Annotated in this window: 25 protein-coding genes; 17 read left to right on the top strand and 8 right to left on the bottom strand. The window is 63.3% G+C overall.

Features of this window, described 5'->3' with window-relative positions:
• Nucleotides 1-2: 2 nt before the first annotated feature.
• The 9 genes from ACFOKJ_RS08210 (at nucleotide 3) to ACFOKJ_RS08170 (ending at nucleotide 7842) form a co-directional block, all read left to right on the top strand.
• Nucleotides 3-476, top strand: a complete 474-nt coding sequence (locus ACFOKJ_RS08210) for a PaaI family thioesterase (RefSeq protein WP_390278427.1) — start codon at nucleotides 3-5, stop codon at nucleotides 474-476.
• Nucleotides 473-919: a PaaI family thioesterase gene (locus ACFOKJ_RS08205; RefSeq protein WP_390278424.1), complete on the top strand. Its 447-nt coding sequence runs from the start codon at nucleotides 473-475 to the stop codon at nucleotides 917-919. Before ACFOKJ_RS08210 ends, ACFOKJ_RS08205 begins: the two co-directional genes overlap by 4 nt.
• A 229-nt stretch (nucleotides 920-1148) precedes the next feature.
• The gene (gene serC / locus ACFOKJ_RS08200) at nucleotides 1149-2234 is read left to right on the top strand and encodes a 3-phosphoserine/phosphohydroxythreonine transaminase (protein WP_390278422.1); all 1086 of its coding nucleotides are present in this window, start codon (nucleotides 1149-1151) and stop codon (nucleotides 2232-2234) included.
• Nucleotides 2235-2501: 267 nt separating this feature from the next.
• Nucleotides 2502-3716: an MFS transporter gene (locus ACFOKJ_RS08195; RefSeq protein WP_390278419.1), complete on the top strand. Its 1215-nt coding sequence runs from the start codon at nucleotides 2502-2504 to the stop codon at nucleotides 3714-3716.
• A gap of 122 nt (nucleotides 3717-3838) precedes the next feature.
• Nucleotides 3839-4429 (top strand): O-methyltransferase, encoded by a 591-nt coding sequence (locus ACFOKJ_RS08190; protein ID WP_390278416.1) that lies wholly within the window; start codon nucleotides 3839-3841, stop codon nucleotides 4427-4429.
• 2 nt (nucleotides 4430-4431) lie between these two features.
• Entirely contained in the window at nucleotides 4432-5505 is a 1074-nt protein-coding gene (pheA, locus tag ACFOKJ_RS08185; RefSeq protein ID WP_390278413.1) for a prephenate dehydratase, read from the top strand.
• A gap of 248 nt (nucleotides 5506-5753) precedes the next feature.
• A complete protein-coding gene (locus ACFOKJ_RS08180) occupies nucleotides 5754-6341 on the top strand; it encodes an LOG family protein (RefSeq protein WP_390278410.1) in 588 nt (195 codons plus the stop codon).
• A 9-nt stretch (nucleotides 6342-6350) separates the two neighbouring features.
• Complete coding sequence (aroF, locus tag ACFOKJ_RS08175; RefSeq protein WP_390278407.1) at nucleotides 6351-7367, top strand: 3-deoxy-7-phosphoheptulonate synthase; 1017 nt, start codon at nucleotides 6351-6353, stop codon at nucleotides 7365-7367.
• 19 nt (nucleotides 7368-7386) lie between these two features.
• Nucleotides 7387-7842 (top strand): OsmC family protein, encoded by a 456-nt coding sequence (locus ACFOKJ_RS08170; RefSeq protein WP_390278404.1) that lies wholly within the window; start codon nucleotides 7387-7389, stop codon nucleotides 7840-7842.
• 59 nt (nucleotides 7843-7901) lie between these two features.
• Here ACFOKJ_RS08170 and ACFOKJ_RS08165 read toward each other — a convergent pair whose 3' ends face one another.
• The 4 genes from ACFOKJ_RS08165 to dapF form a co-directional block, all read right to left on the bottom strand.
• Nucleotides 7902-8510, bottom strand: a complete 609-nt coding sequence (locus tag ACFOKJ_RS08165; RefSeq protein ID WP_390278401.1) for a heme-binding beta-barrel domain-containing protein — start codon at nucleotides 8508-8510, stop codon at nucleotides 7902-7904.
• A gap of 206 nt (nucleotides 8511-8716) precedes the next feature.
• The gene (locus ACFOKJ_RS08160) at nucleotides 8717-9283 is read right to left on the bottom strand and encodes a hypothetical protein (protein WP_390278398.1); all 567 of its coding nucleotides are present in this window, start codon (nucleotides 9281-9283) and stop codon (nucleotides 8717-8719) included.
• A complete protein-coding gene (locus ACFOKJ_RS08155) occupies nucleotides 9280-9915 on the bottom strand; it encodes a DUF484 family protein (protein WP_390278395.1) in 636 nt (211 codons plus the stop codon). The genes ACFOKJ_RS08160 and ACFOKJ_RS08155 overlap by 4 nt, the downstream gene beginning before the upstream one ends.
• Before the next feature lie 35 nt (nucleotides 9916-9950).
• Nucleotides 9951-10781, bottom strand: coding sequence for a diaminopimelate epimerase (gene dapF / locus ACFOKJ_RS08150; protein WP_390278392.1), 831 nt, complete (start codon nucleotides 10779-10781; stop codon nucleotides 9951-9953).
• 169 nt (nucleotides 10782-10950) lie between these two features.
• Here dapF and ACFOKJ_RS08145 point away from each other — a divergent pair, with 169 nt between their 5' ends.
• Genes ACFOKJ_RS08145 through ACFOKJ_RS08135 form a run of 3 tightly spaced genes read left to right on the top strand, consistent with a single transcriptional unit; the run spans nucleotide 10951 to nucleotide 12893 of the window.
• Entirely contained in the window at nucleotides 10951-11544 is a 594-nt protein-coding gene (locus ACFOKJ_RS08145; RefSeq protein ID WP_390278389.1) for a TetR/AcrR family transcriptional regulator, read from the top strand.
• A 30-nt stretch (nucleotides 11545-11574) separates the two neighbouring features.
• The gene (locus tag ACFOKJ_RS08140; protein ID WP_390278386.1) at nucleotides 11575-12078 is read left to right on the top strand and encodes a DUF4442 domain-containing protein; all 504 of its coding nucleotides are present in this window, start codon (nucleotides 11575-11577) and stop codon (nucleotides 12076-12078) included.
• A 2-nt stretch (nucleotides 12079-12080) separates the two neighbouring features.
• Entirely contained in the window at nucleotides 12081-12893 is an 813-nt protein-coding gene (locus ACFOKJ_RS08135; protein ID WP_390278383.1) for a crotonase/enoyl-CoA hydratase family protein, read from the top strand.
• A gap of 133 nt (nucleotides 12894-13026) precedes the next feature.
• On the opposite strand, the gene ACFOKJ_RS08130 is transcribed toward ACFOKJ_RS08135, so the two are convergent.
• Together ACFOKJ_RS08130 and ACFOKJ_RS08125 are read right to left on the bottom strand one after the other, a co-directional pair.
• Nucleotides 13027-13680, bottom strand: a complete 654-nt coding sequence (locus ACFOKJ_RS08130) for a response regulator (protein ID WP_390278380.1) — start codon at nucleotides 13678-13680, stop codon at nucleotides 13027-13029.
• A complete protein-coding gene (locus tag ACFOKJ_RS08125; protein ID WP_390278377.1) occupies nucleotides 13677-15578 on the bottom strand; it encodes a type IV pili methyl-accepting chemotaxis transducer N-terminal domain-containing protein in 1902 nt (633 codons plus the stop codon). Before ACFOKJ_RS08125 ends, ACFOKJ_RS08130 begins: the two co-directional genes overlap by 4 nt.
• Before the next feature lie 195 nt (nucleotides 15579-15773).
• On the opposite strand from ACFOKJ_RS08125, the gene mobB reads away from it, so the two are divergent.
• From mobB to ACFOKJ_RS08100, 5 genes are all read left to right on the top strand, one after another.
• A complete protein-coding gene (gene mobB / locus ACFOKJ_RS08120) occupies nucleotides 15774-16268 on the top strand; it encodes a molybdopterin-guanine dinucleotide biosynthesis protein B (protein ID WP_390278374.1) in 495 nt (164 codons plus the stop codon).
• A complete protein-coding gene (locus ACFOKJ_RS08115; protein WP_390278371.1) occupies nucleotides 16265-16516 on the top strand; it encodes a MoaD/ThiS family protein in 252 nt (83 codons plus the stop codon). The genes mobB and ACFOKJ_RS08115 overlap by 4 nt, the downstream gene beginning before the upstream one ends.
• A 2-nt stretch (nucleotides 16517-16518) precedes the next feature.
• Nucleotides 16519-16980 carry a molybdenum cofactor biosynthesis protein MoaE gene (locus ACFOKJ_RS08110; RefSeq protein WP_390278368.1) on the top strand — a complete coding sequence of 154 codons (462 nt, stop codon included), beginning with the start codon at nucleotides 16519-16521 and terminating at the stop codon, nucleotides 16978-16980.
• 97 nt (nucleotides 16981-17077) lie between these two features.
• Nucleotides 17078-19384 carry a Tex family protein gene (locus tag ACFOKJ_RS08105; protein WP_390278365.1) on the top strand — a complete coding sequence of 769 codons (2307 nt, stop codon included), beginning with the start codon at nucleotides 17078-17080 and terminating at the stop codon, nucleotides 19382-19384.
• Between the two features lie 276 nt (nucleotides 19385-19660).
• On the top strand, nucleotides 19661-20170 hold the full coding sequence (locus tag ACFOKJ_RS08100) for a MarR family winged helix-turn-helix transcriptional regulator (protein ID WP_390278362.1): 510 nt from the start codon (nucleotides 19661-19663) through the stop codon (nucleotides 20168-20170).
• A gap of 189 nt (nucleotides 20171-20359) precedes the next feature.
• On the opposite strand, the gene ACFOKJ_RS08095 is transcribed toward ACFOKJ_RS08100, so the two are convergent.
• Together ACFOKJ_RS08095 and ACFOKJ_RS08090 are read right to left on the bottom strand one after the other, a co-directional pair.
• On the bottom strand, nucleotides 20360-20707 hold the full coding sequence (locus tag ACFOKJ_RS08095; protein WP_390278585.1) for a DUF805 domain-containing protein: 348 nt from the start codon (nucleotides 20705-20707) through the stop codon (nucleotides 20360-20362).
• A gap of 282 nt (nucleotides 20708-20989) precedes the next feature.
• Nucleotides 20990-22594: an AMP-binding protein gene (locus ACFOKJ_RS08090; protein ID WP_390278358.1), complete on the bottom strand. Its 1605-nt coding sequence runs from the start codon at nucleotides 22592-22594 to the stop codon at nucleotides 20990-20992.
• Nucleotides 22595-22679 lie beyond the last annotated feature (85 nt).

The following is a 22679-nucleotide window of genomic DNA, read 5'->3' as shown; positions in this document are numbered from 1 at the left end:
GCATGAACCAGCAGGCACCAGCCAACGCACAACTGCTGCAGGCAATGGGGGAGTTGTTCGTCTCCTTCCCCCATTGTGTCACCCTGGGCTTTCAGTACCTGGGGGCGGAAGGGCGCAAGCCGACGCTGAAAGTGGAATGGCGCGACGACCTGGTGGGTAACCCGGCCAGCGGCGTGGTGCACGGCGGGGTGATTACCTCCATCATCGATACCTGCAGCGGTATCGCGGTGACCGCGCACATGGACGAGCTGGAGACCATCGCCACGCTGGATCTGCGTATCGACTACCTGAAGGCGGCAACCCCTGGCAAGGCCATCTACTGCACCGCGGAGTGCTACCGTATGGCCAACCAGATCGCCTTCACCCGCGCGGTGTGCTACCACGACAGTCCGGACGATCCCATCGCCCACGGCGTGGCTACCTTCATGCGCGATTCCAACCCCAAGCCGATGTTGCCGAAGGAGGGTGTGGCGTGAGTGCATTCATGGAGACTTTCTCGCGCCTGCGCGACGAGAAGCGCTACGATGAAATCATCGCCGGCCTGCCGTACGCCAGGCTGATGGGGGTGGAGTTCGGCGAGGACGAGCAGGGCGAATTGCTGTTCCGCCTGCCGTTTCACGAGCGCAATGTCGGCAACGTGACGCTGCCGGCGCTGCACGGCGGCCTGATTGGCGGCTTCCTGGAAAATGCGGCGCTGCTGCACCTGATGTGCAACCGCGAATCGCTGGAAACGCCCAAGATTGTCGACTTCTCGCTGGACTACCTGCGCTCCGGTCGGGCGCAGACGCTGTATGCGCAGTGCGAGATCACCAAGCAGGGCAAGCGCGTGGCGCATGTGCTGATCGAGGCGTGGCAGGAAGACCGCAGCAAACCGGTGGCGGTGGCGCGTGCCCACTTCCTGCTAAGCACTGGTAACTGACAACTTAAAGCCACGCTGAGAGCGTGGCGTAGCGTGCTGACAAAGGTCTTTCGCCACGCGAAAGACCTTTGTTTTGTAAACAGGAAGGCTGCCGATGCAAATGCTTTGCTAGAGCGGCCCGGCTTTGCCGGGTCCGGTGGCGCGTAAGTGGGCCGTTTGTCAGCAGCCTGGGCCACGCTGCATGCGTGGCTTTTTATTCGAATCAGAGACAAAGAGATAGAGGTTCAACATGGCAAAGGTGTACAACTTCTCCGCCGGCCCGGCAGTGCTGCCGCATGAAGTGCTGGCCACGGCGCAGGCCGAGCTGCTGGACTGGCACGGTTCCGGCATGTCGGTGATGGAAATGAGTCACCGCGGCAAGGAGTTCATGGAGATCATCCACGAGGCCGAGCAGGACCTGCGCGAGCTGCTGCAGGTGCCGGCAGGCTACAAGGTGCTGTTCCTGCAGGGCGGTGCCTCGCAGCAGTTCTCCATGGTGCCGCTGAACCTGGCGCCGGCCGATGGCGTGATCGACGTGCTGGATACCGGCCACTGGTCCAAGCTGGCCATCAAGGAAGCCAAGCGCTACACCAATGTCAACGTGGTGGCCAGCAGTGCCGACCGCAACTACGCCTACGTGCCGACACCGGAGACCTGGCAGCGCAGTCCGAATGCCGCCTATTTCCACTACACCTCCAACGAGACCATCGGTGGCCTGCAGTACAGCGATATCCCGCAGGTGGGCGATACCCCGCTGGTGTGCGATATGTCGTCCGACTTCCTGTCGCGCGAGTTCGACGTATCGAAGTACGGCCTGATCTACGCTGGTGCGCAGAAGAACATCGGCCCGTCCGGCCTGGTGGTGCTGATCGTGCGCGAAGACCTGCTGGGCCACGCCCAGCCGCAGACGCCGACCATGCTGAACTACCAGATCCATGCCGACGCCGACTCCATGTACAACACGCCGGCAACTTACCCGATCTACATTTCCGGCCTGGTGTTCAAGTGGCTGAAGGCGAAGGGTGGGGTGAAGGGCATGCAGGCGCGCAATGACGAGAAGGCTGGTCTGCTGTATCACGCCATCGACAGCAGCGATGGCTTCTACTACAGCCATATCGATGCACCGTTCCGCTCCCGCATGAACGTGGTGTTCCGCCTGAAGGACGAGTCGCTGGAGGACCTGTTCCTGTCCGAAGCCAAGAAGAATGGCCTGGTGCAGCTGAAGGGTCACCGCTCGGTAGGCGGCATGCGCGCCTCCATCTACAACGCCATGCCGATCGAAGGCGTGAAGTCGCTGGTGCACTTCATGCTGGATTTCGCCCGTCAGCACGGCTAAGGCGATGCTTGCGGCCAACCTGGTCGCATTGTTCTGCCTGGCTTAACAGGCGGCTTCGCCAAGCGACAACCCCCTGCCTAGATGGCCGGGGGTTTGTTTTTGCCGACGGGCGAGCATCACAAGCAGTGTGGCCGCGACCGCCGGTACGGCAGGTGGCACGGCTGGCTGGTCACTATTGTTCAGCCAGTTGATCAATCTGTTTGGCGGTCGGGGCTGGCAGCAAGCGGCAATTGCTTGCACCATGCCGTGATTGATGAAGGAACGACAATGAAAATCTCCCCCCTTGCCCTGCTGCTGCTTGCCGCCGGCGCCATCGTTTCGCTCAGTATGGGCGTGCGCCACGGCTTCGGCTTTTTCCTGCCGCCCATGACCCAGGCCTTTGGCTGGAGTCGCGAGACCTTTGCCCTGGCGCTGGGGCTGCAAAACCTGATCTGGGGTGCCTCGCAGCCGTTTGCCGGTGCGTTTGCCGACCGACATGGCCCGGGCAAGGTGCTGGTGGCGGGGGGCTTGCTGTATGCGCTGGGGCTGGCGCTGATGACGGTATCGTCCAGCGGCTGGCTGTTGTCCGGCTCGGCCGGCCTGCTGATCGGCCTGGCGCTGTCCTGTACCACCTATAGCGTGGTGTTCGCGGTGATCGTGCGCGCGGTGCCGGCCAACTACCGTTCCAGTGCCATGGGCATTACCGCCGCGGCCGGTTCGTTTGGCCAGTTCATGATGGTGCCGATCGAGCGCGGGCTGATCGATGGCCTGGGCTGGATGCCCTCCCTGCTGGTGCTGGCGGCCGTTGCCGCGCTGATGGTGCCGTTGGCCGCGCCGCTACAGCGCGCCTATCGTCAGGCGCCAGCCACGCCGCCGGCGGCGCACGGTGTGCTGCAGTCGATTGTGCATGCCTTCGGCGATGCCTGGCAGCAGCGCTCGTTCCGTCTGCTGATGGCCGGTTACTTCGTGTGCGGCTTCCAGGTGGTATTCATCGGCGTGCATCTGCCAGCCTACCTGCGTGACCATGGCCTGGCGGGCGGCGTGGCCAGTACCGCGCTGGCACTGATCGGCCTGTTCAATATCTTCGGGACTTACAGCTTTGGCCGGCTGGGCGAGCGCTATTCCAAGCCCTACCTGCTGGCCACCATCTATCTGGCACGCAGCATCACCATCGTGCTGTTCCTGTTGCTGCCGTTGAGCAGCATGTCGGTCGCGGTGTTTGCCGCGGTGATGGGCTTCCTGTGGCTGTCCACCGTGCCGCTGACCAATGGCGTGATCGTCGGTCTGTTTGGCGTGGGCAACCTGGGTATGCTGTCCGGCGCGGTATTTTTCTCGCACCAGGTGGGCAGCTTCCTTGGTGTGTGGCTGGGCGGGCTGATCTATGACCGCACTGGCAATTACGACCTGGTGTGGGGCATGGCGATTGCGCTGGGAGTAGCTGCAGCGCTGGCCAACTTGCCAGTGAAGGAAACCCCGGTGCTGGCGGCAGGCAGCCAGGCATGAAACTGCTGCTCTGGCTGCTGCTGGCCACCTTGCTGGCGCTCGGCTTCTGGGCCTACCTGCAGCCCCTGTTTATCGTCAATGTGGGTAATATGCTGTCAGCGTGTTTTTAAGGAATCTGGTCCATGCTGACTGCTGCACACCGTAAACGCCTGTACCAGCTGTGGCAGGAGGGCGAGGCGCACGATGCGCGCCACGCCGCCCGCGCCGACAAACGGCTGAACATCACCCCCGATACCGGCATGTTCCTGTACCAGCTGGCGCGCGCCCGCCGCGCCATGTCGCTGCTGGAGATCGGTACCTCCAATGGCTATTCCGCGGTATGGCTGGGGTTGGCCGCACAGGCGAACAAGGGCCGGCTGCAAAGCGTGGACAACAGCGCGCACAAAACGGCGCTGGCCAGCGCCATGATCGACTCCTTTGGCCTGCAGCAGACGGTCAGCCTGCATACCGGCGATGCTTTCGAGCGGCTGGCCGCCTGTGATGACGAGTCGGTGGATATGCTGTTTCTGGATGCCGACCGGTCACGATATGCCGGCTACTGGCCGGAAATCGCGCGTATTCTCGCCCCGCGTGGCGTGCTGGTGATGGACAATGCCGTTTCCCATGCTGACGAATGTGCCGATTTCCGTGCTGCGGTGCTTGCGACCCATGGCTATCTCGCGGAAACTTACGCCATCGGTAAAGGCCAGTTTGTCATCCTGAAAGATCTCTGAACGTGTCGGAACAACTGCTCAAGCAACATCGCGATGCCATCGACAGCATCGACGTCCAAATTCTCAACCTGCTCAATCAGCGCGCCCAGCACGCCCGCGACATCGGCGAGATCAAGGGTGGCGGCATCATCTACCGCCCGGAACGCGAAGCCCAGGTGCTGCGCCGCATCAAGGAACTGAATCCCGGCCCGCTGGCGGGTGAATCGGTGGCGCGCCTGTTCCGCGAAGTGATGTCGGAATGCCTGGCACTGGAAAAGCCGTTGTCGATTGCCTACCTGGGGCCGGAAGGCACCTTCACCCAGCTGGCTGCGCTGAAGCACTTCGGCCATGCCGCGCGCACCGTGGCCTGCGGTTCGATTGACGAGGCCTTCCGCCTGGTGGAATCCCGCACCCTGGATTACGTGGTGGCGCCGGTGGAAAACTCCACCGAGGGCGCCATCGGCCGCACGCTGGACCTGATGGTGAGCTCGCCGCTGAAGATCTGTGGCGAGGTGGTGCTGCGCATCCATCACCACCTGCTGCGCAAGGATGGCACGCAGGACGGCATCCGCCGGGTGTACGCGCATGCCCAGGCGCTGGCGCAATGTCACGAATGGCTGAACAAGAACCTGCCGGCCAGCGTGGAGCGGGTGTCGGTAGCCAGTAATGCCGAGGCGGCAAGGTTGGCCGCAGAGGAGCCGGACTGCGCCGCCATTGCCGGCCAAGCTGCCGCCGAACGCTACAACCTGCTGAAACTGGCGGAGAACATCGAGGACGAGCCGAACAACACCACCCGCTTCCTGGTGCTGGGGCATCAGGACGTGGGCCCCACCGGGCAGGACAAGACCTCCATTATCGTGTCGGCGCCGAACCGCCCTGGTGCAGTGCACTACCTGTTGGAGCCGCTGGCGGCCAACGGCGTATCGATGACCAAGTTCGAGTCGCGCCCGTCGCGTGCCGGGCTGTGGGACTACGTGTTCTTCATCGACATGGAAGGCCACGTACAGGATGCCAACCTGGCCGCCGCGCTGGAGGATCTGCGTCAGCGGACCGCCTTCGTCAAGGTGCTGGGCGCGTATCCGCTGGCGGTACTGTAAGTTTTAGCGGGCAGACAAGCGCCGGGCCGATGCCCGGCGTGTTGTTTGCCGGTCCGGAAGTCCATTGGGGCGCCTCGAAAAGCCCTGATTTCTAAGCGAGACAAGGCGCGAGCGAAAAATGTCGACGCAGCATATGTTTGATATGTAAGGAGACATTTTTCGTGAGCAACGCAGCATCGCGACGAAAGCGGGAGTTTTTCGAGATGCCCATTGATCGGGAGCCCGCTAGTAGCGGGCAAAAGCACATCATGACCATTCAATCCATCTGTCTGTTCTGTGGTTCGAATAGCGGCAGCAACCCCGCCTATGCCGAGGCTGCCGGCGAGTTGGGCCGCGAGCTGGCGGCGCGTGACATCACCCTGGTATACGGTGGCGGCAATATCGGCCTGATGGGCGTGGCCGCCGATGCCGCGCTGGCTGCCGGTGGCCGGGTCATCGGCGTGATCCCCGGTTTCCTGCGTGACAAGGAAGTGGCGCACGACGGGCTGTCCGAGCTGCACGTCACCCAGACCATGCATGAACGCAAAGCGCTGATGGAGGACCTGTCCGGCGGTTTCATTGCGCTGCCTGGCGGTTTCGGCACCTACGACGAGCTGTTCGAGATGCTGACCTGGGGCCAGCTGTCGGTGCACCAGAAGCCGATCGGCCTGCTCAACGTGGCCGGCTTCTTTGACCCGCTGCTGGCCATGGTGCAGCACGGCGTGCGCGAAGGCTTCATCCGCGAGGACAACCTGGCGTTGTTCGTGGTGGCCGATACGCTGCCGGCTCTGCTGGAGCGCATGAACGCCTACCGAGCCAACCCGGCGGCCAAGTGGCTGTCGCATGACAGTGTCTGAGGCCGCGCAATGATCATCGTGATGGCAGCAGCTGCCACTGCAGCGCAGATCGACGCGGTGGTTGGCCGCATCCGTGCCGCCGGGCTGAGCGAACACATTTCGCGTGGCACCGAGCGCACCATCATCGGTGCTGTTGGCGACGAACGCAGCCTGAGTGCCGACATGTTCGAAACCATGCCCGGTGTGGAACGGGCGATGCGGGTAGTGAAGGATTACCGCATCGTGTCGCGCGAGGTGAAGCCGGACAACAGTGTGGTGTCCATCCGTGGGGTGCCCATCGGCGGTACGCAGTTGCAGCTGATCGCCGGCCCCAGCGCCATCGAGGATGCCGCGCAGCTGGCTGCCCTGGCGGGCGAATTGCAGGGGCAGGGCGTACGCCTGCTGCGTGCCGGCGCCTACAAGCCGCGCACCAGCCCGTATGCCTTCCAGGGCGTGGGCGAGGCCGGGCTGGAATACCTGCAGCAGGCGGCACGGGCGCAGGGCATGCCGATGATCAGCGAAATTCTGGATGTACGGCTGCTGGATACCTTCCTGGAGTACGACGTCGATGCCATCCAGGTGGGGCCGCGCAATATGCAGAACGTGCCGCTGCTGCGCGAGCTGGGCCGCATCAACAAGCCGGTGCTGCTGTATCGCGGCGTGTCTGCCACGCTCAGCGAATGGCTGATGGCGGCCGAGTACATCGCCATCGGCGGCAACCACAACATCGTGTTCTGCGAGCGCGGCGTGCGCAGCTTCGAGCCTGCCACGCGCAACGCGCTGGACATCACCGCCATCCCGCTGCTCAAGCGCGAGACGCACCTGCCGGTGCTGGTGGACCCGAGCCATGCCGGCGGCCGAGGCTGGCTGGTGCCGCCGCTGGCCGCCGCCGCAGTGGCTGCCGGTGCCGATGGCCTGCTGCTGGAGGTGCACCCATCGCCGCAGGATGCCTGGTGCGATGCCGAGCAGGCAATTACCCCGCAGGCGCTGCAGGCGTTGTGTGCCCAGCTGCAACCGCTGGCCGCCGCCGTTGGCCGCAGCCTGTAAGCAGAATAGCGGAGAGCACATGAGCGAGAACACCGTTGTCAGCCTGCAGCAGATCGAAAACTACCGCTTCGACAACCGCTTTGCTGCCGGCGGCCACCAGCTACAGACTGACGAGCCTGCGCCACTGGGCAGTGACAGCGGCCCGTCGCCCACCCAGCTGCTGACGGCTGCGGTGGCCAACTGCCTGTCGGCCAGCCTGCTGTTCGCCTCGCGCAAATTCCATATCGACTTCGAGCCACTGAGTTGCGAGGCCAGTGCGCTGGTGGACCGCAACGAGCGCAACCGTCTGCGCGTGCTGCGCATTGATGTCAGCCTGCGCGCCGGCAAGCAGGTAGGCGCTGCGGCCAACCTGGAGCGTCTGCTGGGCAGTTTCGAGGATTTCTGCACCGTGTCGCAGAGCGTCGGGCAGGGCATTCCGATTCACGTCACGGTGCTGGATGCCGATGGCACGGTGCTGAAACAGCCGGTAGTCTAAGCCTTTGCTGCAAGTATGGCCCGCCACCGTTGGCGGGCTTTTTTCACATCATGCTGCTGTTAATTGCCGGTTTTGCGCTGGGTGTTGGCATCGACATGGGTGAATGGTTTGCCATAAATCTGTAGCTGCGTGATCTGGGAGTAGGTAAGTGTGCCATCGTCATTCAGCTTCATGGTCATGCTGAAGCGGTTGGTTTTTGCCTGCTTGCGCATGAATGCACTCTCGGCAAACGCCGTGTCGGTAGCAACTTCCAGGCTGCGGGGCTGCTTTAGTAAGCCCTGAGCACTTACGCAGGTGCCTCGCGGTACACAGAACGCATGAATTATCGTGTTGTTGCGCTTGTCCCAGATCCAGTAGCCGATTTGATCATGAAATTTCTTGTTGTCGGTTTTGCGGAACACCTGTTGATGGTATTTGATGGCCACGACATCTTGCTCGCTGGCGTTGGTGGCATCTGCGCCTTCTGAAAACACGATTTTTTCAAAATAGGCATTGTTGGCACTACTACCGGGCGGGAGCCCGGTTTTCTTTTGCGACGGAGCGATGTCCATTCCTTTGTTGCCTTCCCAGCTACCCAGGAACGGTGACAAAGGGTTGCCACTGATGGTGGCGGCGTGCGCAGTGACCAACTGCATGCAGAGCATGCCGATTGCGAGGAGTTTTTGCATGATCATTCTCTTGCGATTGACGGGGGAATATTAGAAGCAATATTCCCAATCAATATCGCGATGAGTATATTGTCATGCCTATAGGGTTTTTCCTAATGCGGAGAGCGAGCCAGCGGGGCGCTCGAATAAGCCGCAGCATCCGGGATATCTGGGGCGCCCCACCTCCCAGATGCGCAACCCTTATCAGGGCCGGATATGGCCAGGGTTTACAGATAACGCAGCAGCACCGGTACCAGTAGTTCCACCGCCCATCCCAGGCACAGTGGCGCCGCCACGGCAGTGATGATGACTCCAGGCCACGACAGCCAGCCCTGGTTTTGCTGGCTCAGCCACAGGCACAGTCGGTACAGCAGGTAGCCGCTGGCGGCCACCAGTGGCGGCAGCATGGCGTAGGCCTGCAGCGGCCTGCCGGCCAGCACGGTGGAAAGTGCCATCAAGCCCAGGTGCAGGCACAGCTGCGACAGCGCATAGGCGCTCAGCAGTGGTGGCACGCCATCGAGGCTTATCCCCTTGCGGCCAAGCCGCAGGGTGCCACTGGCCAGCAGTAGCGCGGCGATGCCGGTCCAGGCGTAGGGGAACAGGAAAGGCAGCCAGATCGGTACCACTGCCAGCGAGGGCAGGGTCAGGCGGAACAGCACCGCGCAGATGAAATAGCCGCCAACGAAGGCGAATGCAGCAGGCAGGCTGTCGCTGGCGATCAGCCGCCACAGTGCATGCAGGCTGTACAGTGCCAGCGGCGCCAGCAACAGCAGGCTGGCCAGGTCCGGACTCATGCCTTGTCCAGCACCCGCAGCAGCGCCTGCGACATCAGTTCGCCCATCTGCGCCAGGTAATGGGTCTGCATTTCCAGGGTGAAGCGTTGCGGGTCGTCGCTGGCAATCACCAGCATGCCGAACGGTTCGGTGCCGTCACGCAGTGCCACCTGGGCAAAGGATTGCAGCACCGGGGTGGCCGGAAACCAGCCGATGATCTCGTCGCTGGCATACGGGCCGCAGTAGGGGGCGGACAGGTTGCCAGCCAGCAGGCGGATGTCCTGGCGGCTGTTGTAGAACTCGCTGTTTTCCGCTGCCGGGTGCCATAGCCGCAAGGCGACGCGCTGCAGACCGAAGTGTTCGGCAAAAACCTGCTGGATTGCCTGGTTGACGGCTGCCAGGTTGTGGCCGCGCAGCAGCGCCAGTGCCAGCTTGTGGCTGCGTGCCACGATCTGGTCATTCTGCTCGCCGTGGCGGATCAGCTGGGTCAGGCGAGCTTCCAGCTGACGGTTGCGATCCTTCAGGTCCAGCATCTGACGATCAGCGAACGATACCACTCGTTCCTGCAAGGGCTTCAGGCCATAGCGCGGCGCATGGCTGGCCAGGAAGTCCGGGTTGTCGTCGAGGTAGGCCAGAATGTCATCAGCTTGCACAGCACACTCCTTGCATCACGTTGGCCGCAGGGCCGCTAGATTTCGATTTCGCCGTTGAATACCGTGGCGGCCGGGCCGGTCATCTTTACCGGCAGGCCGGGGCCACCCCAGGAAATGGTCAGGTCGCCGCCGCGGGTGTGCACCAGTACCACCTTGTCCAGCAGGCCGCGACGGATGCCGGCCACCACCGCCGCGCAGGCGCCGGTACCGCAGGCCAGCGTTTCGCCGGCGCCACGTTCGTACACCCGCAGGCGGATCTCGCCACGGTTCACGATCTGCATGAAGCCGGCATTGACGCGTTCCGGGAAGCGGCTATGACGCTCGATCAGCGGGCCTTGTTCCGCAACCGGCGCGTTATCGACATTGGCTACTACCTGCACCGCATGCGGGTTGCCCATCGACACCACGCTGATGTCCACCGAATGTTCGCCTACCTGCAGCGGGTGGCTGATGGCGTCGCCTTCGGCAATGAAGGGGATGTCCAGCGGCGCAAAACGCGGCACGCCCATATCCACGGTGATCAGGCCGTTGTCGTCCAGCATCGGCACGATAACGCCCTTGGCGGTTTCCACGCGGATGGCGCGCTTGTTGGTGAGCTTCTGCTCGGTAACGAATTTCACGAAGCAACGGGCGCCATTGCCGCACTGTTCCACTTCGCTGCCGTCGTTGTTGAAGATGCGGTAGCGGAAATCGTTTTCCGCCGCCTGCGGCGCTTCCACCAGCAGCAGCTGGTCAAAGCCCACGCCGGTATGGCGGTCGCCAAGCTGACGCAGACGCTCCGTGGTCAGCTGCACGGTCTGGCGCACGCCGTCGATGACGACAAAGTCGTTGCCGAGGCCATGCATCTTGCTGAACTTGAATTTCATGGTGTCCTGCTGGGGTGGGGAAAATCGATTCGCCATCATAACCGATTCGTCCGCGCTGTCATGCAGTTTGGCGCATATCTGGGCCGGCTCCGAAGCGGGTGATTGCGCGCGCTTGAGAAAATTCAAACGATCGATTGACTGCTTACTGACCAGTAAGTAGAGTCGCCGCATGACTGCGGCCAACGATGCGCGACAGGACACGCGCAAAAAGATCCTCGACCTGGCGGAATCGCTGCTGCTGACGCGCGGTTTCAATGCCTTCAGCTATCAGCACATCAGTGCCGAACTGGGGGTGCGCAACGCCGCCATCCACTACCACTTTGCACGCAAGACCGACCTGGGCATGGCGCTGATCGAGCGCTACCGGCGCCGCTTTGCCCGCTTTGTGGCGGCGCAGGCCGGGCTGGCACCTGTCGAGCAGCTGACGCGCTACTACAGCCTGAGCGACAGCTACCACCAGCGCCAGCAGATCTGCCCCAGCGGCATCCTGTCCGCCGAGCTGCACACCCTGCCGCCGGAGATGCAGCAGGTAGCCGCTGCGTTCGTGGCCGAGATGCGTGCCTGGGCGGTGGACATCGTGGCGCGCGGCCGTGCCGACGGCAGCATGCACTACGCCGGCAGCGCTGAGGGCATGGGCGCGCTGCTGTTTGCCGCGCTGCAGGGCGCGCTGCAGCTGGCGCGTTTCGACCCGGATGCCATCTCCGGCATCAAGACGCAGCTGGCGGCCTTGCTTGGCCTGGCCGCAGCAGGCGATCACAACTAAAACAGCAACAACACGACACGAGGAAACAAGATGAGCACAACCAAAAACAGCATGTGCCGCATGGTGGACAAGACCGCCGCACTGCCGGCCGGCCTGCGCAGCTGGGTGATTACCCGCATGTTCGGCCGCTTCGTCCCGTTCCTGGGCACCGCCGGGCTGGTATTCGAGGAAGTTGGCCGCGAGCGCATGGTGGTTAGCGTGAAGAACCGCCGCAAGGTGCAGAACCACATCCAGGGCCTGCACGCCGCAGCCATGGCGCTGCTGGCCGAAACCGCCACCGGCTTCGTGGTGGGCATGAATGTGCCGGACGACAAGCTGATGCTGCTCAAGTCGATGAAGGTGAGCTACTTCAAGCGCGCGCAGGGCGATATGCGCGCGGTGGCCACGCTGAGCCCGGAACAGGTTGGCCGCATGTTCAGCGAGGACAAGGGCGACGTGCTGGTGGATGTAGTGGTGACGGATGAATCCGGCGAGTCGCCGATTGCCTGCGAAATGGTGTGGGCCTGGGTGCCGAAGAAGCGCAAGGAGGCTTGAGCATGGACTACAGCACGCTCACCGTGACGCTGGATCAGCATGTTGCCCATGTGGCGCTGAACCGGCCGGACAAGGCCAACTCGCTGAACGAGGCGATGTGGCAGGAGCTGCAGGCGGCGCTGGAATGGTGCGATGCAGAGCCGCAGGTGCGCGCCGTGGTGCTGTCCGGTAACGGCAAACACTTCTGCGCCGGCATCGACCTTGCCATGCTGATGGGCATGCAGCAGGCGGTGGAAGATACCTGCGAAGCGCGCAAGCGCGACAAGCTGCGCCGGTTGATTCTGGCGCTGCAGGCCAATGTCAGCAGCCTGGAGCAGTGCCGCAAGCCGGTGATCGCCGCCATCCACGGCGCCTGCGTCGGCGGTGCGCTCGATATCGTGCTGGCGGCGGATATCCGCATCGCCGCCGCCAATGCGGTGTTCAGTGTGCGCGAAGTGGCGGTGGGCATGGTGGCCGATGTCGGCACCCTGCAGCGGCTGGCGCGGGTGGTGGGCGAGGGCAACGCCCGCGAGCTGGCGCTGACTGCGCGCGACCTGCCGGCCGCCGAGGCCGAGCGCATCCACCTGGTGAACCGCGTGCAGCCGGATGCCGAGTCGGCACTGGCCGACGCGCTGGCCACCGCCGCGCAGATTGCCGCCATGTCGCCGCTGGCGGTGCGCGGCACCAAGGAAATCCTCAACTACAGCCGCGATCACACGGTGGCCGACAGCCTCAACTACGTGGCCACCTGGAATGCGGCGATGTTGCTGTCGGAAGACATCCAGCAGGCGGTGATGGCAGCTGTTACCGGCGGCAAGGCCACGTTCCGCGACTGAGCCGCAGTGCCTGGCAGCAAAAAAGGTTGGCCGCAAGCTTGCGGCCAACCTTTTTGCCTAGACTTAGGGCGGAAGCCCCGCTGGGGCGTTCCGCCAGTTTCCCGAACGTTACCGAGATATTCCGTGCCCGGCATCACACCTTGTCCAGCCCGTGCTCCACCGCGTACACCGCTGCCTGCACCCGGCTGGACAGGCTCAGCTTGCGCAGGATGTTCTGCACATGCACCTTCACCGTGCTTTCCGCCAGATCCAGCGCGCGGGCGATTTCCTTGTTGCTCACGCCACGTGCCAGCCAGGCCAGGGTTTCGCGTTCGCGCGGGGTGAGGCTTTCCAGCTCCAGGTTGCGCACCTCGCTGGCCGGGGTGCGCAGCCTCGCCACCAGCTTGGCGGTCATTTCCGGTGACAGCACGCTGTCGCCATCCACCGCGCGGCGGATGCTGGACAGCAGAAAATCGGCATTGATGTTCTTCAGCAGGTAGCCGCGAGCGCCGCTCTTCATGCACTCGGCCAGGTCGTCGCCGTCTTCGGACACGGTGAGCATCAGCACCGCCAGCTGCGGCTGGGTCACCAGGATCTGCGCCAGCGCCTCGCGGCCGTTCATCTGCGGCATGTCGATGTCCAGCAGTACCACGTCCGGTTTCAGCTGCTCGGCCAGCTTGACGCCCTCCAGGCCGTCGGCGGCCTCGCCGACGATGTCGAAGTCGGGCTGGCGCTGCAGCAGTGCCTTGAGGCCGCTGCGGAACAGGGTGTGGTCGTCTACCAGCAGAATGCGGATGGTCTGGTTCATGCGGCTTGTCTTTCGGTGTGGGGCAGGGTGAGGCGGACTTCGGTGCCGCTGGGCAGCGGCTGGATGTCGATGTGGCCATGAATGCGCGCGGCGCGTTCCTGCATGATGGACAGCCCGACGTGGCGGCTCTTGCGAGCCTCGAAGCGCTGCTGGTCGAAGCCGCAGCCGTCGTCGCGAATGGTCATCACGAAATCGGCCTCGTTTTGGATTTCGATAGTGACATGCTGTGCCTGGGCGTGCTTGCGCACATTGGACAGCGCTTCCTGCAGGATGAAGATCACCTGCAGCTGCTGCTGCGGGTCCAGCGGCAGGCCGTTGCCCTGCATGCTGAGCTGGGCCGGTACCTGTGCCTGCTGTTCGAAGCGCGCCAGCAGGGTACGCACCGCGTCGGCAAAGTCTTCCTTGTTGATGCGGGTACGGAAGTTCAGCAGCAGTTCGCGCACGTCTTCGTAGCATTCCTGCACCCCGGTGCGGATGAAGCCGAGGTTTTCCTGTGCCTGCTCGGTTTCGCCGCCGGCCATCGCCGCTTCCAGCATCTGCACCTGCAGGTTGAGGAAGGACAGCGACTGCGCAATGCTGTCGTGCAGGCCTTGTGCCATCAGGTTGCGTTCCTCGGCCACCGCAAACTGGCGGTCGCGCGCCGCCAGGCGCAGGTTTTCGATGGCGAGGCCGAGGTGGCTGCCCAGGGTTTCCAGCAGGAACTGGTCCTGCGGTGACAGCGGGGTAACGCGGCGGAAGTACAGTGTGAAGATGCCGACATTGCTCAGGTTGTGGCGGATGTGGAATACCGAGATTTCCATGAAGCCGGCGCGCTGGCAGTGTTTTTCCTCGGCGTGCTGCATGCGGTCGAAGCGGCGGATCACCGCAAATGGCTGCGGCACGGCCTCGCCACAGTAGCAGCCATCCAGCGGCGAGCAGTGGTCATCGGCCAGCATGTCTGCCGGCAGGCCGCGCTGGGCAATCAGCTCCATCCGGCCGCGTTTCACATCCACCAGCCGGATACTGCCGGCATCGGCGCCGGTAAGCTCCATCAGCCGGCCGATGAAACCGTCACACATCGGTTCCAGTTCGTGTGATTCGTGCAGGAATGACGTGGTGCCATATAGCGCGGTGAGGTGGCGGTTTTTCTCTTCCACCGAGCGGGTCTTGTCCACTACCTTCTGCTCCAGCGTGGCGTACAGGTCCTGCAGGTGGCTGGCCATCTGGTTGAAGCCGGTAGAAATTTGGGCGAATTCGTCGTTGCCGCCTTCCTCGATACGGGCGTCCAGCTCGCCATTGCGCAGCCGGGCAATGCCTTCTCCCAGGGTGTTGAGCGGGCGGATCACCAGCAGGAACAGCAGGAACATCATGGCGAAGGAGCCGACGATGGCCATGGCAATCAGCGCCATCTGGAAGAAGCGCAGCAGGGTGGTATTACGGGCGTTGTCTTCCTCGATCAGCTTCACCAGCCGGTCGATGCGGTCGACAAAGCCGGAGACATCCGGCCGGCTGCGGTTGCCGGCCAGCTGTGGCTGGCGGGCGGCGGCCTGCAGCTGCGGCAGCATTTCCTGCTGCCAGTGCTGTTCGATTTCCTGTGCCTGGGCGCGTACGGTAGCGTTGTCCGGCAGGAACAGCGGCCGCGCCGGGTCGCCCTTCTTCAGGCGAGCCAGGGTGTCGCTGAAGCGCAGCTCTTCGGCGCGCACCGCGTCGGCGCTGGCGCCTTCGCTGACCAGCAGTGTCACGCGGTAGCTGCGCATGCGCAGGCTGCCGGCGTCATTGATGGCGGCGGCGCCACCTTCCAGCTTCCACGACAGCACCAGGGTGTAGCCGATGGAGGTCATCGCCAGCAGTAGCCAGGCAATGGTGAGGGTCAGCAGCTTGGTGGACAGGCTGCGCACCTGCGGCGCTTGGTTGAGCATGGCTAGGTCGTCCGGTGGATGGTCAGCGCGGCCCCTGCACGGCACAATGACCGACAACACTGGGGCTGGCACAACAGGGTTGGCCGCAGGGCGGCCAGGGCAGGGGTGGGCATGGGGTATACAAGCGTGACAATGCTGACAGCTCAACCATAGCAGCCCGTGCCGCAGTGCCACAATCCACCAAAAGGAGAGGGTGTGCAGAAAGTTCTGGGCATTGCCGGCTGGTCCGGCAGCGGCAAGACCACGCTGATCGAGGCGCTGCTGCCACGGTTGGCCGCACGCGGCCTGCGGGTGTCGGTGATCAAGCACAGCCACCACGATATCGAGCCGGACGCGGCGGGCAAGGACAGCTGGCGGCATCGCCAGGCCGGCGCCGCCGAGGTGATGTTGCTGTCGCCAAAGCGGGTGGCGGTATTCGCCGAACTGGCGCAGGAGCTGACGCTGGCCGAGCAGCTGGCGCGATTGCAGCCGGTGGACCTGGTGCTGCTGGAAGGGCAGAAATGGCAGCCGGTGCCCAAGCTGGAAGTGCATCGCCCGCAACTTGGCAAGCCGCTGCTGTGCCGGGAAGATGCGCAGGTGCTGGCGGTGGCCAGCGATGCAGCACTGGAGATTGCGCTGCCACAACTGGCGCTGAACGATCATGACGCCATCGCCGATTTCATCGCGCGCTGGCTGGAGGAATGCAAGTGAGTATCCGTATTCTGTATTTTGGCCGTCTCAAGGACGCGCTGGGCCGTGGCGAGGAAACCCTGGACTGGGCCGGGGGCGACAGCAGTACGCTGCTGGCGGCATTGCGCTGCCGTGGCAACGACTGGGCCGAGGCGCTGGCCGAGGGCAAGGTGTTCCGCCTGGTGGTGAACCAGCAGGTGGTGCGTGGCGAAGTGACGATTCCGGATGGTGCCGAAGTGGGCATTCTGCCGCCGGTAACCGGGGGCTGAGCATGCACTGCCATATCACCGTACAGCAGCAGTGTTTCGACCTGGCGGCCGAGGAAGCGGCGCTGCGTGCCGTGGCTGGCGACGCCGGCGCGCTGGTGGCGTTCCAGGGCATGGTGCGCGGCCACGATGCCGCCACCCCGCTGGCCGCCTTGTTCCTGGAGCACTATCCGGGGGTGACCGAGGCCGAGATCGAACGCATTGCCGAGGATGCTGCCGGCCGCTGGCCGATCAGCGCGGTGCGCGTGGTGCACCGTGTCGGCAGCCTGACGCCGGGCGAGCAGATCGTGCTGGTGCTGGTGGCTTCCGCCCACCGCAAGGCGGCGTTTGCCGCCGCCGAATACCTGATGGACTACCTCAAGACCGAGGCGCCGTTCTGGAAGCGCGAGGATTTTGCCGACGGCAACAGCCGCTGGGTGGATGCCAAGGCCAGCGATAGCGACGCGGCTGCCGGCTGGGTGCGTTGACGCGGCGGGCGGGCCGCCTTTGTGCAGCCCGCAGCTTGCTTTTCCGGCGTATGCCGTTACAGTAGCGGCTTCCGTTTTTCGTACAGAATCCCGCCGCATGTTGAAGAGCATTGCCAGCCGCCTGGCTACCGAACTGAATGTCCGCGAAGCGCAAGTCAGCGCCACCATTGCCCTGATCGACGAGGGCGCCACCATTCCCTTCATCGCCCGTTACCGCAAGGAAGCCACCGGCGGGCTGGACGACACCCAGCTGCGCATGCTTGGCGAACGCCTGAGCTATCTGCGCGAGCTGGACGATCGCCGCGCCAGCATTCTCAAGAGCATCGCCGAGCAGGACAAGCTGACGCCGCAGCTGGAGGCCGCCATCTACGGCGCCGACAACAAGACCACGCTGGAAGACCTGTACCTGCCGTACAAGCCCAAGCGCCGCACCAAGGCGCAGATCGCGCGTGAAGCCGGGCTGGAGCCGCTGGCCGACAGCCTGCTGGCCGACCCGACCCAGAACCCGGAAACCCTGGCTGTGGGCTTCGTGGATGCCGACAAGGGCGTAGCCGATGCCAAGGCGGCGCTGGACGGTGCGCGTGCCATCCTGATCGAACGTTTTGCCGAGGACGCGGTGCTGCTGGGCAATCTGCGCGACAAGCTGTGGAGCGAAGCCGAGCTGTCCGCTACGGTGGTGGCCGGCAAGGAGCAGGAAGGCGCCAAGTTCGCCGACTACTTTGCCCACCGCGAGCTGCTGAAAACCACGCCGTCGCACCGCGCGCTGGCGCTGCTGCGCGGCCGCAACGAAGGCGTGCTCAGTGTGGCGCTGAAATACCAGCCGGACGACACCCCGCTGACGCAGCGCTCCGCATACGAAGAACGTATCGCCGCGCAATTCGGCATCAAGGATGCCGGCCGCGCTGCCGACAAGTGGCTGCTGGATACCGTGCGCCTCACCTGGCGTGCCAAGATTTTCCTGTCGCTGGAGCTGGAGCTGATCGCGCGCATCAAGGAAGCCGCCGATGCCGAGGCCATCAAGGTGTTTGCGGCCAACCTCAAGGACCTGCTGCTGGCCGCACCGGCCGGCCCGCGTGCCACTCTGGGGCTGGACCCGGGGCTGCGCACTGGCGTGAAGGTGGCGGTGGTGGACAACACCGGCAAGCTGCTGGACACCACCACCATCTACCCGCATGAGCCGCGCCGCGACTGGGATCGCTCCATCGCCACGCTGGCCGCACTGTGCACCCGCCACAAGGTGGAACTGATCGCCATCGGCAACGGTACCGCCAGCCGCGAAACCGACAAGCTGGCGCAGGAGCTGATCCGCGCCTTCCCACAGCTGGGCATGAGCAAGATCGTGGTCAGCGAGGCCGGCGCCTCGGTGTACTCCGCTTCCGAGCTGGCGGCGAAGGAATTCCCCGATCTCGACGTGAGCTTGCGTGGTGCGGTGTCCATCGCTCGCCGTCTGCAGGACCCGCTGGCCGAGCTGGTGAAGATCGACCCGAAATCCATCGGCGTTGGCCAGTACCAGCACGACGTGAACCAGAGCCAGCTGGCGCGCAGCCTGGACGCAGTGGTGGAAGACTGCGTGAACGCGGTGGGCGTGGACGTGAACATGGCTTCGGTGCCGCTGCTCACCCGCGTTTCCGGCCTCAACAGCACGCTTGCGGCCAACATCGTGGCGCACCGCGATGCCAACGGCGCGTTCAAGAGCCGCCGCGAGCTGCTGAAGGTGAGCCGCCTCGGTGACAAGACCTTCGAACAGGCGGCAGGCTTTTTGCGCATCATGGGCGGCAGCAACCCGCTGGATGCTTCCTCGGTGCACCCGGAAGCCTACCCGGTGGTGGAAGGCATCGTCGCCAAGACCGGCCGCGCGGTGAAGGACATCATCGGCGACATCAGCTTCATCAGGACCGTGCGCGCCAGTGACTACACCGACGAGCGCTTCGGCCTGCCCACGGTGATCGACATCCTGAAAGAGCTGGAAAAACCCGGCCGCGACCCGCGACCGGCGTTTGAAACCGCCACCTTCCAGGACGGGGTGGAGGACATCAAGGACCTGCAGCCGGGCATGGTGCTGGAAGGCGTGGTGACCAACGTTGCCAACTTCGGCGCCTTCGTCGATATCGGCGTACACCAGGACGGCCTGGTGCACATCTCGGCGCTGTCCACCAAGTTCGTGGACGACCCGCGCACGGTGGTGAAGGCCGGCCAGGTGGTGAAGGTCAAGGTTCTGGAGGTGGACGTGCCACGCAAACGCATCGCGCTGACAATGCGCCTGGACGACGAACCGGGCACCAGCAGCCGCAGCGGTGCCGGCCGCAGCGAGCCGCGTGGCGGCGGCAAACCGCGCCAGCAGGCACCGCAGGAGCAGGGCGGTGGTGCCATGGCAGCGGCGTTTGCCAAGCTGATGAAAAAGTAAGGGTGGCTCGAAAACCCGGCTTTTTAAGCGAGACAAGGCGCGAACGAAAAATGTCGACGCAGCATATGTGTTGATATGTCAGGAGACACAATCGTGAGCAACGCAGTATCTCGACGAAGGCTGGGGTTTTTCGCGGTGCCCGTAAGTTGTCAGGTGCCGGGTTGGCTGCGGCCAACCCGGAAACCACGATTTGCCTGTTACAAATCATGTTGCCGTGCTGGGCTATCGTTTAGAATCACCGGCTTCCAGTGCCCACTTTTACTTGCCTACCGCGCCATGTCCACAGCACCGTTCCAGCCATCCGACAGCAACGAGCCCGCGCCGCCCGCGCACGAGGCCCTGCGCGCCTGGCTGAAACTGCTGGCCTGCCACAACCTAGTGGAAGCGCAGCTGCGTACCGTGCTGCGGCTGCAGTTTGACACCACCTTGCCGCGTTTCGACCTGATGGCACAGCTGCAGCGCTACCCGCACGGCCTGCGCATGCGCGAGCTGTCGGAGCACATGATGGTGACCGGCGGCAATGTTACCGGGCTGGTGGACCGGCTGGTGGACGAGGGCCTGATCGATCGGCTGGACGACCCGGACGACCGTCGCGCCTACGTGGTGTCACTGACCGCGCGTGGGCGGCAGGAGTTTGCCGCCATGGCAGTGGAGCATGAACGCTGGATCGGCAGCCTGTTCGGCGGCCTGCAGGGAGAAGAGCTGGCGCAGCTGTCCGGCCTGCTGGGCAAGCTAAAAAACTATCTGGCGCAGGGCGGCGGTGTGCCGCCGGCCGACCCGAAGTGAGGCAACGCTGGACGCGTTTTGCCGAAGAATGAAAAAACCGCCGCGCTGCTGCCAGCCCGGCGGTTTTGCATTTTGGGAGTGTCTCAATTCTGAAAAATCTACTAGCGAGCATGAAAGGCTATTTCCGAAACATAATTATTATTTTTGTAAGTGAGGAAATTATATTTAGTCAAGAAATTATTGCTGAATTTATGGTTTGTTATATTGGTTTTGCCCCGGAGTTCCAGGGCAAAAAATAAGAAACAAAAAGCAAAGCGCAGATACTCCGGGGGTGAAGTTTAGCAGTACGTGCCACCCTGAGCGATCGGTGTCGTGCCATCTACGGGCCTGTATACTCAGTGAGCCGATAAAAACTACCGCTAATGTTACAACAAGTAAAATAAACAAAATACCAGAAAATACTTCATTTTTTATTGGTGCTAATAATTCAGTTATGATGATTATGGGTGTGCCACTAGAAAATATCAAAAGCGACAGTCTTGTTATTAATTCTTTCCTGTTTAATCTACCGTTAAAAGATAAGAAATATCTAGTAATTGGATTTTTATCAAAAAAATAATATTCATATATTCTAAATAATAATACATGATTTGTTCCTATTTTAAAGTAATCGGCTTTAATGGTGTTTTGCTAAAACATCTGTTGATTTGTAGGTCGGATTAAATAAAAATATGTAAATTACTATGGTAGTAACGCAACGTCGCATTCTAAGTGGACGGTCGAGCACTTGAGAGCAGAGCAAGTTGGCCACAGGCCGTGCTCGCGCAGAATGTTGAAGCTGCGCGAGCATGACCTAGCGGGTCATCTCCTGCCTGCGGCTTACTGCCCCTCTTGCAGCTTGAAGCGCTGCAGCTTGCCGGTCTCGGTGCGCGGCAGGTTGCTGACGAAGCTCACCGCGCGCGGGTATTTATATGGTGCCGCCTGCTGCTTCACGTAATCCTGCAGCTCTTTCACCAGCGCGTCGCTGCCGCTGTGGCCGGCGCGCAGCACGATGAAGGCTTTCAGGATCTGGCCGCGATCGGTGTCCGGCACGCCGATCACCGCGCATTCCGCCACCGCCGGGTGCTCCAGCAGTACCGATTCCACTTCCGGGCTGGCCACGTTGTAGCCGGAGGTGACGATGATGTCGTCCACCCGCGCGTGGTAGTAGTAGTAGCCGTCTTCGTCCTGGTGGAAGGTGTCGCCGGTGATGTTCCAGCCGTTGCGCACGTATTTTTGCTGCCGCTCATCCGCCAGGTAGCGGCAGCCGGTGGGGCCCTTGATCGCCAGCTTGCCTTCGGCGCCCACCGGCACCGGCTGCATGTCTTCGTCCACCAGCATGGCGGTAAAGCCGGGCAGCGGCTTGCCGATGGCGCCGGGGCGGTAGTGTTCTGGCCGCGAGGCGATGTAGATGTGGATCATTTCGGTGCCGCCAATGCCGTCGTGGATCTGGATGCCGGTCGCCTCGCGCCATTGCTCGCGGGTGGTGGTGGGCAGCGCTTCGCCGGCGGACAGGCATTTCTGCAGGCTGGACAGATCATACTTTGCGGCCAACGGGGTCATCTGCCGGTAGGCGGTGGGCGAGGTGGCGCAGATGGTGGCGCCGTGGCGGGCGATGGCCTGCGCCAGTTCCTCGGCCGGCAGCTTTTCCAGCAGCACGGTGCTGGCGCGAGCGTAGAGCGGGAAGCACAGCAGCGAGCCGAGGCCGAAGGTGAAGGCCAGCGGCGGGGTGCCAATGAACACGTCGTTGGCACCTGGCTGCAGGAAATGGCGCGGTACCAGCTCGCTCATCACCATGACGTCGCGATGAAAGTGGATGCAGCCCTTGGGCACACCGGTGGTGCCGGAGGTGAAGGCGATCAGCGCCGGGTCGGTGGCGGCGGTGTCCACTGCGGTGAAGTCATCCGCCTTGGCCGCCAGCCGGCTGTCGAAGTCGTCGTTGCCGTACAGCGCTACCTCGTGCAGTGCCGGGCATTCCAGCTGCGCGCGCAGCAGCTCCTCGGCCAGGCTGGCATCGCACAGCGCATGGCTGATCTGCGCCAGCTGCAGGATCTGCTTCAGCTCCTTGGCGCGCAGCAGCGGCATGGTGCCCACCGCCACGCCACCAGCCTTCCACACTGCCAGCCAGGCGGCGGCAAACATCGGCGAGTTGGCGCCGCGCAGCAGTACGCGGTTGCCCGGCTGCAGGCCCATGTCCTCCACCAGCAGCCGCGCCAGGCGGTTTACCTGCGCCTGCAGCTGGGCATAGCTCCAGCTGCCGTGTTTGCCGATGATGGCGGTGCGCGCGCCATGGCCTTCCGCCACCGCTTCGTCCAGCAGGCGGCTGGTGGCGTTCAGGCGCGTGGGAAACAGCAGTTCCGGCTGGGTGAAGCTCAGCTCGGGCCATTGCTCCGGCGGCGGCAGGTTGTCGATGACGAAGCGGTCAACATGGGCAGAGTGGGTCATGGCGGGTCTCCTCCCGAGGCTGCCGCCGTATTGCCGGAGTGTGGCGGCGCCTCAGTGTTGGTGGTGGTGGCGAGCCGCTGGGCTG

The sequence above is a fragment of the Vogesella amnigena genome (assembly GCF_042648905.1).
GTDB classification, from domain to species: domain Bacteria; phylum Pseudomonadota; class Gammaproteobacteria; order Burkholderiales; family Chromobacteriaceae; genus Vogesella; species Vogesella amnigena.
Note: the sequence above shows the minus strand (reverse complement) of the source record. Positions and strands in the feature narration are given on the sequence as shown.